At 54.7% G+C, this 13,081-nt stretch carries 13 protein-coding genes; 6 read left to right on the forward strand and 7 right to left on the reverse strand.

Going from position 1 to position 13,081, the window contains the following annotated elements:
* Nucleotides 1-118 precede the first annotated feature (118 nt).
* Nucleotides 119-301 (forward strand): protein YciZ/DeoL, encoded by a 183-nt coding sequence (gene yciZ / locus HMPREF0201_RS10790; RefSeq protein ID WP_039898281.1) that lies wholly within the window; start codon nucleotides 119-121, stop codon nucleotides 299-301.
* 33 nt (nucleotides 302-334) lie between these two features.
* Here yciZ and fsa read toward each other — a convergent pair whose 3' ends face one another.
* Nucleotides 335-997, reverse strand: a complete 663-nt coding sequence (gene fsa / locus HMPREF0201_RS10795) for a fructose-6-phosphate aldolase (protein WP_039898283.1) — start codon at nucleotides 995-997, stop codon at nucleotides 335-337.
* Nucleotides 998-1,134: 137 nt separating this feature from the next.
* Between fsa and HMPREF0201_RS10800 the strand changes: the two genes are divergently transcribed.
* From HMPREF0201_RS10800 to osmB, 4 genes are all read left to right on the forward strand, one after another.
* Nucleotides 1,135-2,034 carry a glycyl-radical enzyme activating protein gene (locus HMPREF0201_RS10800; protein ID WP_016536677.1) on the forward strand — a complete coding sequence of 300 codons (900 nt, stop codon included), beginning with the start codon at nucleotides 1,135-1,137 and terminating at the stop codon, nucleotides 2,032-2,034.
* Nucleotides 2,035-2,039: 5 nt separating this feature from the next.
* Nucleotides 2,040-4,472: a formate C-acetyltransferase/glycerol dehydratase family glycyl radical enzyme gene (locus HMPREF0201_RS10805; RefSeq protein WP_016536678.1), complete on the forward strand. Its 2,433-nt coding sequence runs from the start codon at nucleotides 2,040-2,042 to the stop codon at nucleotides 4,470-4,472.
* 42 nt (nucleotides 4,473-4,514) lie between these two features.
* The gene (yciT, locus tag HMPREF0201_RS10810) at nucleotides 4,515-5,273 is read left to right on the forward strand and encodes a DNA-binding transcriptional regulator YciT (RefSeq protein ID WP_016536679.1); all 759 of its coding nucleotides are present in this window, start codon (nucleotides 4,515-4,517) and stop codon (nucleotides 5,271-5,273) included.
* A gap of 260 nt (nucleotides 5,274-5,533) precedes the next feature.
* Nucleotides 5,534-5,752, forward strand: coding sequence for an osmotically-inducible lipoprotein OsmB (gene osmB / locus HMPREF0201_RS10815; RefSeq protein ID WP_039899323.1), 219 nt, complete (start codon nucleotides 5,534-5,536; stop codon nucleotides 5,750-5,752).
* Nucleotides 5,753-5,881: 129 nt separating this feature from the next.
* Here the strand turns inward: osmB and yciH are convergent, their stop codons facing one another.
* The 5 genes from yciH to pgpB form a co-directional block, all read right to left on the reverse strand.
* Entirely contained in the window at nucleotides 5,882-6,208 is a 327-nt protein-coding gene (gene yciH, locus HMPREF0201_RS10820; protein ID WP_016536682.1) for a stress response translation initiation inhibitor YciH, read from the reverse strand.
* Nucleotides 6,209-6,214: 6 nt separating this feature from the next.
* A complete protein-coding gene (gene pyrF, locus HMPREF0201_RS10825; RefSeq protein ID WP_016536683.1) occupies nucleotides 6,215-6,952 on the reverse strand; it encodes an orotidine-5'-phosphate decarboxylase in 738 nt (245 codons plus the stop codon).
* Nucleotides 6,953-7,149: 197 nt separating this feature from the next.
* Nucleotides 7,150-8,319, reverse strand: a complete 1,170-nt coding sequence (lapB, locus tag HMPREF0201_RS10830; RefSeq protein WP_016536684.1) for a lipopolysaccharide assembly protein LapB — start codon at nucleotides 8,317-8,319, stop codon at nucleotides 7,150-7,152.
* Between the two features lie 6 nt (nucleotides 8,320-8,325).
* Entirely contained in the window at nucleotides 8,326-8,631 is a 306-nt protein-coding gene (locus tag HMPREF0201_RS10835) for a LapA family protein (RefSeq protein WP_016536685.1), read from the reverse strand.
* Nucleotides 8,632-8,777: 146 nt separating this feature from the next.
* Nucleotides 8,778-9,536 (reverse strand): phosphatidylglycerophosphatase B, encoded by a 759-nt coding sequence (gene pgpB / locus HMPREF0201_RS10840; protein WP_016536686.1) that lies wholly within the window; start codon nucleotides 9,534-9,536, stop codon nucleotides 8,778-8,780.
* Between the two features lie 210 nt (nucleotides 9,537-9,746).
* Here pgpB and ribA point away from each other — a divergent pair, with 210 nt between their 5' ends.
* Nucleotides 9,747-10,337, forward strand: a complete 591-nt coding sequence (gene ribA, locus HMPREF0201_RS10845) for a GTP cyclohydrolase II (protein ID WP_016536687.1) — start codon at nucleotides 9,747-9,749, stop codon at nucleotides 10,335-10,337.
* 43 nt (nucleotides 10,338-10,380) lie between these two features.
* Here ribA and acnA read toward each other — a convergent pair whose 3' ends face one another.
* A complete protein-coding gene (acnA, locus tag HMPREF0201_RS10850; RefSeq protein ID WP_016536688.1) occupies nucleotides 10,381-13,056 on the reverse strand; it encodes an aconitate hydratase AcnA in 2,676 nt (891 codons plus the stop codon).
* Between the last annotated feature and the right edge of the window lie 25 nt (nucleotides 13,057-13,081).

Raw genomic sequence — 13,081 nt, forward strand, 5'->3', positions numbered from 1 at the left:
GTTGTGCGATAATTTATTGAAGGATAAGGCGAAGAATTGGCCGTGCGCCCTTCTCTTTGGCGGCCTTTTTTTGCATTATGGATTTATGATTCGTTCGCCAACACAGACAGGATTTACTATGCCAACGCTTGATCCGCAGCAGCTTGCTAAACGTATTGATACCGTGCTGGATATTCTGGTTGCCAAAGATTATGCCTCAGCGATAAATAATCTTGAGATCCTCAAGGCCGAGCTGCTGAGTTTAGATAATGACGGGAATAAAACGAACGGCGAGCAGAAAAAGTCGCCGTGGGAAATTTAAGCAAAAGCCGGTAACCACCGGCTTTATTATTTTTTACAGCGTTAATGCGCCAAACGCACCCTGCCAGTCTTTTTCGAAGCCTTCAATGGCCGCCGTCACCGCTGGCGTAACCAATATTTGCTCGGCCACATCAACCGGGAGCGTGATCGCCTCACACCCGGCGAGCAGGCAGGACATTGCCTGATGAGGCGTGCGGAAGCTGGCTGCCAGCACTTTTGAATCCGGGGCATGCAGCGTCAGCAACTGCTGGAGATCCTGCACCATTTGTATGCCGTCCCCACCCTGGGCATCCAGACGATTAACATAAGGCGCCACGTATTCCGCACCGGCCAGCGCCGCCAGCAGCCCCTGAGCCGCACCATATACCGCCGTGCCCAGCGTCGCAATGCCCATAATTTTTAGCTGTTTTAGCGCCGCCAAACCTTCCGGTGTAACAGGCACTTTTACTATCAGCCCCGGCACTCGCGTCGTCAGCAGTTGAGCCTCTTTAACCATCTCATCCGCCCGACTGGCAATCACCTGGGCAAAAAGTTTGCCTTCGCCACCCAGCGCATCCTGCAACGCGGGCAAAACGTCCCAAAGCGGCTTGCCTGCCTTAGCAACAATTGAAGGATTGGTTGTTACGCCCTGCAATGGCAGGACACGCGCCAGACGTTTAACGGCGGCAACATCGGCGGTATCTAAATACAGTTCCATCACGCTCTCCACATTTAGAGTCATCTCTCACTGCGGGCATCATAACCCGGCTGTCGGATGTTTAGCTGATCAATATCAATATAACTTTCATTCGAAAGTAATTTAATTTACGAAAGAAACACGAATGAGATGAAGCCATGCTGTTTAATATTCAGCGTTACTCAACACACGATGGTCCTGGGATACGCACGGTGGTTTTCCTGAAAGGCTGCTCGCTCGGCTGCCGCTGGTGCCAGAACCCGGAAAGCCGCTCCCGGGAATGTGACCTACTGTTCGATCCTCGCCTGTGCCTGGCCGACTGCAATCTCTGCCAGCAGGCGGCACCTGAGATTGTTACCCGAGTGGGTCAGGAGCTGATTATTGCGCGCGGCAATCTCGACGAAAACGCAATAAGCACGCTGAGGAACTGCTGTCCGACCCAGGCGCTGACCGTCTGCGGAGAAGAAAAAACCGCCGACGACATTATGGCCGCCGTGCTACGCGACAAACCTTTTTATGAGCGTAGCGGCGGGGGCATTACGCTTTCGGGCGGCGAACCCTTTATGCAGCCTGAGCTGGCTCGCGAACTTTTGCAGCGCAGTAAACAAGCCGGGCTGAATACCGCCGTTGAATCCTGCCTGCATGTGCCATGGAAATACATCGAACCTTCGCTGCCGTTTTTAGATCTTCTGCTCGCCGACCTTAAACACGTAGATAAGCAGCGCTTCCACCAATGGACGGACGGCAACGCGGAGCGCGTGCTGGATAACTTCCGCAAACTGGCCGCGCGTGGCGTGGAGATGACGGTCCGCGTACCGCTGATCCCCGATTTTAACGCCGATGAGCAGTCGATTCGGGCCATCAGCGATTTTGCCGCCGATGAAATTGGCGCTAAAGCTATCCATTTTTTGCCCTACCACACCTTAGGTATCAACAAATACAACCTGTTGGCTCAGCCTTACCGCGCCGCGCGCTCGCCGCTTGATGCGCCGGATCTCCTGCATTTTGCCGAACAGTACGCCAGCCAAAAAGGCATGACGGCCTGGATAAGAGGATAAACATCATGACCGAACTGAACCTGAACTTTCTTAGCCCGCGTATCAAGGCGCATAAAGAAGCGCTGATCCACATCGTTAAGCCGCCGGTTTGCACCGAGCGCGCTCAACACTACACCGAGGTTTATCAGCAGCATCAGGATAAACCGCTGCCGGTTCGCCGCGCCATGGCGCTGGCTCACCATCTGGCCGAACGTACCATTTGGATAAAACACGACGAGCTGATTGTCGGTAACCAGGCCAGCCACGTTCGCGGCGCGCCTTTCTTCCCGGAATACACCGTCGGCTGGATAGAAAGTGAGATTGACGAGCTCGGCGACCGTCCAGGCGCAGGCTTCTCGATTTCAGATTCGGACAAAGCCGTGATGCATAAAATTTGCCCGTGGTGGCGCGGGCAAACGGTGCAGGACAGGTGCTACGGCATGTTTACCGACGAGCAAAAAGCCTTGCTGGCAACCGGCATCATTAAGGCCGAAGGTAATATGACTTCCGGGGATGCCCATCTGGCGGTTAACTTCCCTCTCCTGCTGGAGCTTGGCCTTAATGGCCTGCGCGATAAGGTGACCGAGCGCCGTGCTCGTCTGAATCTTACCGACCAGGAGGATCTGCATAAAGAGCAGTTCCTTAAAGCCATTGATATGACTTTTAGCGCCCTTAGCGACCATATCCTGCGTTACGCCGAGCTGGCCAACAGAATGGCGGCTGAGGAAACGCGAGAAACTCGTCGCGATGAACTGCTGGCGATAGCGGAGAATTGCGAACGCATTGCCTCTCAGCCTCCGGTAACGTTCTGGCAGGCGCTACAGTTAAGCTACTTTATTCAACTGGTGCTGCAAATTGAGTCCAACGGCCACTCCGTCTCATTTGGCCGCCTGGATCAGTATCTCTACCCGTGGTATCGCCGCGACGTTGAGCTTAAGCAGACGCTGGGCCGCGAACAGGCGATTGAGCTGCTGCAAAGTTGCTGGCTGAAACTGCTGGAGGTAAACAAAATCCGCTCCGGGTCGCATTCAAAAGCGTCGGCAGGTAGCCCGCTCTACCAGAACGTCACCATTGGCGGACAGACGCTGGTACACGGCGTGGCGGTAGATGCCGTCAATCCTCTGTCTTACGCGGTGCTTGAATCCTGCGGCCGCCTGCGCTCCACGCAGCCAAACCTGAGCGTTCGCTACCATGCAGGCATGAGCAATGACTTCCTCGACGCCTGCGTGCAGGTTATCCGCTGCGGATTTGGGATGCCGGCGTTTAACAACGATGAAATCGTCATTGATGAATTTATTAAAATCGGCGTCAGCCGCGAAGATGCTTACGACTACGCCGCCATCGGCTGTATTGAAACCGCGGTGGGCGGCAAGTGGGGCTACCGCTGTACCGGCATGAGCTTCATTAACTTTGCCCGAGTGATGCTGGCAAGCCTTGAAAATGGTCGCGATGCAACCAGTGGAAAAATCTTCCTGCCTCAGGAAAAGGCGCTCTCAGAGGGAAACTTTGCTTCATTTGATGAGGTGATGGACGCCTGGGATACGCAGATTCGCTATTACACTAAAAAATCCATCGAAATAGAGTGCGTGGTGGACACGGTGCTGGAAGAAAATGCCCACGATATTCTCTGCTCGGCGCTGGTGGATGATTGTATCGAGCGCGGCAAAAGTATTAAACAAGGCGGCGCGAAATACGACTGGGTGTCGGGTCTTCAGGTCGGTATTGCCAACCTTGGAAACAGCCTCTCGGCGGTGCGCAAGCTGGTATTCGACGAGGGAATTATCGGCCAGCAGCAGCTGGCGGAAGCATTAGCCAACGACTTTGACGGGCTGAGCGGCGAGCAGCTGCGCCAGCGGTTAATCAACGGCGCCCCCAAATACGGTAACGATGACGACGAAGTGGATATGCTGCTGGCCCGCGCTTACCAGACCTATATTGACGAACTGAAGCAGTACCATAACACCCGCTTTGGCCGCGGTCCGATTGGCGGAACCTATTACGCCGGAACCTCTTCAATCTCGGCTAACGTGCCGTTTGGGGCAGCAACGATGGCGACCCCGGATGGCCGCAAGGCGAAAACCCCGCTGGCCGAAGGTGCAAGCCCTGCCTCCGGTACGGACAGACTCGGTCCAACGGCGGTCATCAGCTCGGTTGGAAAACTGCCTACCGGCAAAATCCTCGGCGGCGTTCTGCTCAACCAAAAACTGAATCCTTCGACGCTGGATAATCCACGCGATCGGGAAAAATTAATGTTTATGCTGCGTACTTTCTTTGAGGCACACAAAGGCTGGCACGTTCAGTACAACATTGTTTCCCGTGAAACCCTGATAGATGCCAAACAAAATCCTGATAAATATCGTGATTTAGTGGTCAGGGTAGCGGGATACTCGGCCTTCTTTACTGCCTTATCTCCTGACGCGCAGGATGATATTATAGCCCGTACTGAACATACACTTTGACGAGAAGGCGGCGGTTACCCCGCCGCCTGACTACTGGCTGACATGAACTCAAGACAACAAATTATTCTGCAGATGGTTATCGATCAAGGCCGGGTAAGCGTGGCTTCTCTGGCGAAAACGACCGGCGTTTCAGAAGTCACGATCCGCCAGGATTTAAATCTGCTCGAGAAAAACAACTACCTGAGACGCATCCACGGTTATGCCGTCCCGCTCGATAGCGACGACGTTGAAACCCGAATGATGAATAACTACACGCTCAAACTGCAACTGGCGAATTACGCCGCTTCTCTGGTTAACGACGGCGAGACGGTATTTATCGAGAACGGCAGTAGCAATGCCCTGCTTGCCCGCACGCTGGCGGAGCAAAAAAATGTCACGATAATTACCGTCAGCAGCTACATTGCGCACTTGCTGAAGGATACCTCCTGCGAGGTTATTCTGGTGGGCGGGATCTACCAGAAGAAAAGCGAAAGCATGGTTGGCCCGCTGACCCGGCAGTTTATCAAACAGCTGCATTTTACCCGGGCATTTATCGGTATAGACGGATTTATGCCGGAAACCGGCTTTACCGGGCGCGATATGCTGCGCACCGACGTGGTCAATTCGGTGCTGGAAAAAGGCAGTGAGGCTATCGTGCTCACCGACAGCAGCAAGTTTGGCAATCTCCATCCTTATACTCTGGGGCCGATATCGCGCTTTAGCCGCGTGATAACCGATGCAGCGCTGGATGCAGAAACCTTACAGCAGCTCAAAGCCGCTGATTTACAGGTAGATATTGTAGATCCGTATCTTCCTGCCTGACGCTCTCCGGCCCGTGCGCCGCACGGGCATCATTGCTCTCAGAATTATCCCACACGTTAATTAAGAGTTTTTACCTGTGTTAATTCCGCGGGAAATTTAGAATAGAATTTAGCGATATAACAGGGAGTAATAAACGCACCTGCTGTTTTTTGAGCTTATATCGCAACATCGTTTCACGAACCGGCCCGGAAAAGTGCTCAATAAGCACTATACTTATCTGAGACTGGCTTCCGTGAATCAATTATTCTGGAGAAAGTATGATGACCTTAAATAACAAAAAAGTGGCCGCTGCAATGCTGGCTATTACTCTCGCAGTTTCCCTGAGCGGTTGTTCTAACTGGTCCAAACGCGATCGCAACACAGCAATCGGCGCAGGTGCCGGTGCGCTTGGCGGCGCGGTACTGACCGACGGCAGCACTCTGGGGACACTCGGCGGTGCGGCAGTAGGCGGTATTATCGGTCACCAGGTGGGTAAATAAGGCATGACGCCAGCAAAAGCTAACACGCTTTGACGAATTAATTGTGCATGATTTTCAGGTCTGACAAACAGCAGTCAAAAATAAGAGGCCACGGTATTTCCGTGGCCCATTAATAGATAATGCGAAATATTAACCGCCCGCGAGTTTGACCTTCATCCCTTTCGCTTCAAGCAGTGACTTTATCAGGTCGCGTTTATCGCCCTGAATTTCGATTATTCCGTCTTTAACCGCCCCACCGCATCCGCATTTCTTTTTCAGTTCTGCCGCGATTTTTGCCAGGGTAGCGTCGTCTTCATCAATCCCGCTGATAAGGCACACGCCCTTTCCTTTGCGTCCGCTGGTTTGCTTCTGGATCCGCACAATGCCGTCACCCTTTGGGCGCTCGGCTACCGCTTTTGGCTCATCAATACGCCCGGTTTCGGTGGAATAAACCAGACGGCTGTTCTCATCTTTCATTAAGCCTCAAGCCTCCTGTGCCAGCGATGCGCGGATATCACGCAGAGTTTGTGCAGGGTCGGCAGATTGGGTGATCGGACGCCCGATTACCATAAAGTCTACGCCTGCCTGCTGAGCCTGTTGCGGAGTCATAATGCGGCGTTGATCGCCCGCGTCGCTGCCTACCGGGCGAATGCCGGGAGTTATCAGCTTAAACTCGCGGCCAAAGGCGCTTTTAAATCGCACGGCCTCCTGCGCGGAGCAAACTACGCCGTCCAGGCCACACTCTTTCGTCAAGCCGGCCAGGCGTTCGGCATAATCTGCCGGGCTGGACGCGATGCCTAAGTCAGCCAAATCACTGGCCTCCATGCTGGTGAGCACGGTGACCGCAATCAGCAGCGGCGCATCTTTGCCAAACGGCACCAGCGCTTCGCGGGCGGCACGCATCATTCTTGCCCCGCCGGTCGCGTGTACGTTCACCATCCACACGCCAAGTTCCGCAGCAGCAGCAACCGCCCGGGCAGTGGTGTTCGGAATATCGTGGAATTTCAAATCCAGGAATACGTCAAAGCCGCGCTGCTGCAAATCCCCCACCAGCTGCGGCCCAAACAGCGTGAACATCTCTTTGCCTACCTTGAGGCGGCAATCGCGAGGATCGATACGGTCGACAAAGGCCAACGCGCTATCGCGGTTATCATAGTCGAGTGCGACGACAATCGGTGAATCAGTGGCAACACGGGAGGAGGATGACGCAGTTGAGTTCATGGCAAAACCTTCTGACTGTTGGGCACCGGCGCGGCGCAAAAAAGTTAAACGGCAGCATTCTACTCGCCAGCCCGGAAAATTTACAGCCGCCATTGCCTCCTGCTAAGCGATAACTGCGCGGATGCTGAGGTTTGATGATTATTAACACCATTAGTATGTTGTAACTAAAGTGCGCTTTTTTTATAAATAGCCGCGGGCTATTGGCCGTCAAGCCCGCGGATTGGTTTCACCGTTGACCACGCGCGGCAGGACGGGCAGTGCCAGTACATGGTATAGGCGGTAAAGCCACATTTCTGGCAGCGGTAGCGCGGCTTGGTGCGAATCTGCTCGCCCACCATATCACGCAGCACCATCAGGCTCTCTTTGGCGCGCCCTTCTTCCGCCTCATGCAGGTGGTAGTCCATCAGGCGATGGAAGACCCGCATGGTCGGATGGCGCTGCAACTGCCGGTTGATGTAGAGCTGGGCGGTTTCTGCCCCCTCTTTCTGCTCCAGAATGCTGGCCAGCATCAGCTCGGCTACCGCGCCGGTATTTTCTTCCACGCAGCGCTTAAGGAACGCTTCCCACTCTTCGGGCTTCCCGAGCTGCTGGTAGCAAACCTGTAGCATTTCCAGCGTCTCGCTTACCAGCTCGCTGTCCTGCTCAATAACGCGTTTGAGTGATTCTACCGCTTTGGCATACTCGCCCTTCTCCATAAAGATGCGGCCCATCATGATGGAGACTCTGGCGCAGTTGCGATCCGCCGCCGCGCCTTTTTTCAGCAGCGACATGGCTTTATCCGAGTCGTCACTGCCGATATTTTGCAGCGCAAGTTCGCAGTAGAAATGCGCGATTTCAACTCGCTGCTTGTCTTTGCCGAGCTTCACCAGCCTTTCTGCCACGTCGATGGCTTTTTGCCAGTCGCTGGTAGCCTGGTGGATTTGCAACAGCTGTTGCAGCGAGCTGACCCGGAAGTCGGTCTCATCGATCAACTGGGCAAACATATCCTCTGCACGGTCGTACAGCCCGGCAGCCATGTAGTCTTTACCCAGTTGCTGAACCGCCAGCATGCGCTGGTCGTAGTTAAGCGACGCGCTTTCCATTAACGACTGGTGAATACGGATGGCGCGGTCAACCTCACCGCGCTGGCGAAACAGATTACCCAGCGTAAGGTGGGCTTCAACGGTGCCGGTGTCCTCTTTGAGCATATCGAGGAACAGATCGACCGCCTTGTCCTGCTGGTTTGACAGCAGGAAGTTGACCCCTGCCACGTAATCACGGGAAAGACGGCTGGCTTCCTGCTGCTTATCTTGTTGCGCACTTCTGCGCCCCATGTACCAGCCATAGGCGGCCGCAACGGGTAACAGCAGAAACAGCAGTTCCAACATAGAGGGTTATTCCTTCACGGTCGGCGCGACGGGCGCCGGAACATCAGCGGCGGGAGTAACCTGCTGCTCAAGACGTTTAATTTTGCGCTCGGCGCGAGCCAGTGAGACGCGTACGCGCAGCCAGAACAGGCCGCAAATCAACCAGCCAAGGATAAAACCAGCGGCAAACAGCGTTGCCAGCAGGGTTGAAACCCGGTATTCGCCCTGCGCCAGCAGATAGTTAAAGTGAACAACCTGATCGTTTTGTGCGCCCAGAGTGACCGAAACCACGAAGATGGCGAGTACCAGCAAGAAGATGAATAAATATTTCACATTACGTCCCGTTATGTGGTCACAGGTGACTCAGCTATGCCAAAAATGAATCCCGGATGTATAAACTACCATTTCAGGCCAAACCGTGGAATCCATTAACCACCTCCAATTCGTAAGAAATGGGGGTTAAAACACTATTATCAAGCTTATTCGCCGCGTTCGGCTATTTCCTGCTCTTCCTGAGCCGGCGGCGTAAGCGGCCCGCACCAGCGTTGAGCAAGCCAGGTAGCTAAAATTACCAGCAGCGCGGAGATAACCGTCGCCACGGCTAAATCACGCGGCCAGTGCATCCCCAGCAGCAGGCGGCTGCCCATAACCGCCGTCGCCCAGACTAATAAAACCACCAGCGTAATGGTCCGCCTGCGCGGCCACAACAGGCCGACGCCCAGCAGCGCCCAGCTGGCGGCAAACATCGTATGCCCGGAAGGGAAAGCAAACCCCGTTTCAAACTGCCAGTGGTTGCGCAGCCAGCCGGGGATAGCCTGCTCATTATGAAGCTGTTCTTTGACCAGGTCCGCACGCTGGGTACGCTTTAAATTGTAGAACTCGTCGGTCGGGATATGGTGAGTTTTTTCGAGCCAAACAACGAACGGCCGGGGTTCCTGCACTTTATTCTTGATAACGGACTTAATGCCCTGACCTATAAGGATAGCAGCTGCAAGAATAGCAAATAACATCAGGGCGGGCTTGAGGCGAAAACGCAGGCACCACAGAAACCAGCCACAGAGGGCAATATGGGTAATTGCGCCCCAGGGCTGGGTCACGGTTTCTGTCACCCAATAAAGCAATTTTAATACACTCTCATTGCCACCCGGCACCCACTGCCAGCCGCTCAGCCAGACGAGTAACGGCATGATTAACAGAAGAATTGCACCTGCGGTAATACGTTTTACTATTGCCTGCATGAAAACCTCGTGATAATGAAAGCCGTTCAAGAATAACTGATAAATGCCGGAGATGGCGAAAACGCAGCAAGGTAATTGGCAAAAATGGCTTTTTAACCTGCCAATGGAGCGAAGTGGCGTGCGTTATGGCAAAATATCCGGCATTAACGTACAAGCCAGACCTCTGGCAGACGCCGCAGGCGGTGTCGATATAAGTACCTGGAGAATCACATGCAGCTTAAACGTGTGGCAGAAGCCAAACTGCCAACCCCATGGGGCGATTTCCTGATGGTGGGTTTTGAAGAAATAGCGACCGGGCACGACCACGTAGCCCTGGTTTTTGGTGATGTTAGCGGAGAAGAGCCGGTGCTGGCTCGCGTTCACTCCGAATGTCTGACCGGCGATGCGCTGTTCAGCCTGCGCTGCGATTGCGGCTTCCAGCTTGAAGCCGCTCTGACCCACATCGCTGAACAGGGTCGAGGCATTCTGCTTTATCATCGCCAGGAAGGTCGTAACATTGGTCTGTTGAATAAAATTCGCGCCTACGCGTTACAGGATAAAGGCTACGACACGGTGGAAGCTAACCACCAGCTCGGCTTTGCCGCCGACGAGCGTGACTTTACGCTGTGCGCCGATATGTTCAAGCTGCTGGGAGTAGACGCCGTGCGCCTGCTGACCAACAACCCGAAAAAAGTCGAAATTCTGACTGAAGCAGGAATAAACATCGTTGAGCGCGTGCCGCTTATCGTTGGCCGCAATCCGAAAAATGCCCATTATCTGGATACCAAAGCCGCGAAAATGGGCCACCTGCTGTCCGAGTAATAACTTGCTTTACGGCTCCCCCCTTTCGGGGGGAGTTTCTTTCTTACTTCAGCATATTTCTGATGACATAGTGCAGGATGCCGTCGTTGCGGAAATAGGTTAATTCATTTCCGGTATCGATACGGCAGCGGCAGTCAATTACCTGCTGGCGTCCGTCGGCAAAGGTCAACGTTACCGGCACCGTGGCGCCAGGCTTTAATTGATTAAGATTGCTAATGTCTATTTTCTCTTCGCCGGTCAGGCCAAGCGTTTTACGCGTTACGCCCTGCGGGAATTCCAGCGGTAATATCCCCATCCCGATAAGGTTGGAGCGGTGAATACGCTCGAAGGATTCGGCAATAACGACCCGAATGCCCAGCAGCCTTGGGCCTTTTGCCGCCCAGTCGCGACTTGAACCGGAGCCGTACTCTTTCCCGGCGATCACCGCCAACGGCGTGCCCTGCTCTTTATAGCGCATGGCTGCGTCATAAATCGAGAGGACTTCTTCCCCCGGCAGCAGGCGCGTCATCCCGCCCTCCACGCCCGGCACCATTTCGTTACGAATGCGGATATTAGCGAAGGTCCCACGCATCATTACTTCGTGGTTACCGCGCCGTGAACCGTAAGAGTTGAAGTCTTTGCGCTCAACGCCGTGCCCTTGCAGGTAGCGCCCTGCCGGGCTGTCCGGTTTTATACTGCCCGCAGGAGAGATATGGTCGGTGGTGACAGAATCGCCAAGCATCGCCAGCACTTTGGCGCCGTGAATATCCTCCACCGGCTTAGGCTCCACGCCCATATCGTCAAAGAATGGCGAAAGTCGAATGTAGGTTGAGTCATCCTGCCAGCCGTAGGTCGCCGAGCGTTCAACTTCAATACTCCGCCACTCCTCAGTACCTTCAAACACTGCGGCATACTCTTTGCGGAACATATCCGTCGTGACCTGAGCTACCGCAGTGGCTATCTCCTGGCTGCTCGGCCAGATATCTTTCAGATATACCGGGTCACCTTTGCGGTCATGCCCAAGCGGCTCTTTGGTCAGGTCGATGTTCATATTGCCCGCCAGGGCGTAAGCCACCACCAGCGGCGGAGAAGCCAGCCAGTTGGTTTTCACCAGCGGATGGATGCGGCCCTCAAAGTTGCGGTTACCGGAAAGCACCGCGCCAACGGTAAGATCGCCCTTTTTAATCGCCAGCTCGATAGGATCGGGCAGCGGGCCGGAGTTGCCGATACAGGTGGTACACCCGTAGCCGACAAGGTTAAAGCCCAGTTCATCGAGATAAGGCGTCAGTTTCGCTTTTGCCAGGTAGTCAGATACGACCTTCGAGCCGGGAGCCAGAGAAGCCTTGACCCACGGCTGAGGTTTAAGCCCAAGCGTTACCGCCTTTTTGGCCAAAAGCCCCGCGGCCATCAGCACGCTTGGGTTGGAGGTGTTGGTACAGGAGGTGATTGCGGCAATGACTACCGCACCGTCCGGCAGTTGATACTCTTTGCCGTTAAGCGTGTAATTCACCGGAGCACGATCTTTATGCGAGGCGTTAACCTCCAGCTCGTTGCTGGCGGCAAATGCTTTCGGCACGCCGCCAAGCGGCACGCGATCCTGCGGGCGTTTTGGCCCGGCAAGGCTGGCCTCAACATCGTCCATATTCAGCGCCAGGGTGCTGGTAAATACAGGCTCATCACCCGCGTTACGCCACATGCCCTGCGCTTTGGCATAAGCTTCAACCAGCGCAACCTGTTCTTCGCTGCGGCCGCTAAGGCGCATATAGTCGAGCGTCACGCCGTCAATCGGGAAGAAACCACAGGTAGCGCCATATTCAGGGGACATATTGGCAATAGTCGCGCGGTCCGCGAGCGGGAGCGAATCCAGCCCATCGCCATAAAATTCGACAAATTTACCCACCACGCCATGCTTGCGCAGCATCTGGGTTACGGTCAACACCAGGTCGGTGGCGGTTATCCCTTCCCGCAGTTTGCCGTCGAGCTTAAAGCCAACGACGTCGGGAATAAGCATCGATACCGGCTGGCCGAGCATCGCCGCTTCGGCCTCTATGCCGCCTACGCCCCAGCCTAAAACGCCGAGGCCGTTAATCATCGTAGTGTGGGAGTCGGTGCCGACGAGGGTGTCCGGGTACGCAACCCATTCTCCTTCAAGCTGTTCGCTCCATACGGCTTTACCGAGATATTCGAGGTTAACCTGGTGGCAAATGCCGGTTCCTGGCGGTACAACGCTGAAGCGGCTGAACGCCTGCTGGCCCCAGCGTAAAAAGACGTAGCGCTCATGGTTACGTTCCATTTCAAGACGCACGTTTTCTTCGAATGCATCTTTGTCGCCGAAATGGTCAACGGTAACCGAGTGGTCAATCACCAGGTCAACCGGCGAGAGCGGGTTCACTTTAGCCACGTCACCGCCGAGGCGTTTCACGGCTTCACGCATTGCCGCGAGGTCAACAACAGCAGGTACGCCGGTAAAGTCCTGCATCAGCACGCGGGCGGGTCGATAGGCAATTTCACGGTCGGCGTGGGCGTTTTTCAGCCATCCGGCAAGGGCGTGGATATCTTCCCGGGTAACGGAGTCTTCATCCTGCCAGCGCAGCAGGTTTTCCAGCAGAACTTTTAGCGACTTAGGTAAACGGCTGATATCCCCAAGCTGTTTCGCGGCTAGCGGCAGGCTGTAGTAGTGCCAGGTTTTATTTAGCGCCTGTAGGGTGTCCTTGCTGGCTTCGCGTAGGGTTAACGACATAGCTCCTCCTTTATGACAGGGATAG

The sequence above is a fragment of the Cedecea davisae DSM 4568 genome, from assembly GCF_000412335.2.
Classification (GTDB): domain Bacteria; phylum Pseudomonadota; class Gammaproteobacteria; order Enterobacterales; family Enterobacteriaceae; genus Cedecea; species Cedecea davisae.

Bases quoted from the DNA above. Each gene is read 5' to 3' on its own strand.
- HMPREF0201_RS10805 (WP_016536678.1), top strand. From the start codon at position 2,040: ATGACCGAACTGAACCTGAACTTTCTTAGCCCGCGTATCAAGGCGCAT.
- yciH (WP_016536682.1), bottom strand. From the start codon at position 6,208: ATGAAAGATGAGAACAGCCGTCTGGTTTATTCCACCGAAACCGGGCGT.
- pgpB (WP_016536686.1), bottom strand. From the start codon at position 9,536: ATGCAGGCAATAGTAAAACGTATTACCGCAGGTGCAATTCTTCTGTTA.
- fsa (WP_039898283.1), bottom strand. From the start codon at position 997: ATGGAACTGTATTTAGATACCGCCGATGTTGCCGCCGTTAAACGTCTG.
- yciZ (WP_039898281.1), top strand. From the start codon at position 119: ATGCCAACGCTTGATCCGCAGCAGCTTGCTAAACGTATTGATACCGTG.
- ribA (WP_016536687.1), top strand. From the start codon at position 9,747: ATGCAGCTTAAACGTGTGGCAGAAGCCAAACTGCCAACCCCATGGGGC.
- lapB (WP_016536684.1), bottom strand. From the start codon at position 8,319: ATGTTGGAACTGCTGTTTCTGCTGTTACCCGTTGCGGCCGCCTATGGC.
- HMPREF0201_RS10800 (WP_016536677.1), top strand. From the start codon at position 1,135: ATGCTGTTTAATATTCAGCGTTACTCAACACACGATGGTCCTGGGATA.
- acnA (WP_016536688.1), bottom strand. From the start codon at position 13,056: ATGTCGTTAACCCTACGCGAAGCCAGCAAGGACACCCTACAGGCGCTA.
- osmB (WP_039899323.1), top strand. From the start codon at position 5,534: ATGACCTTAAATAACAAAAAAGTGGCCGCTGCAATGCTGGCTATTACT.
- yciT (WP_016536679.1), top strand. From the start codon at position 4,515: ATGAACTCAAGACAACAAATTATTCTGCAGATGGTTATCGATCAAGGC.
- pyrF (WP_016536683.1), bottom strand. From the start codon at position 6,952: ATGAACTCAACTGCGTCATCCTCCTCCCGTGTTGCCACTGATTCACCG.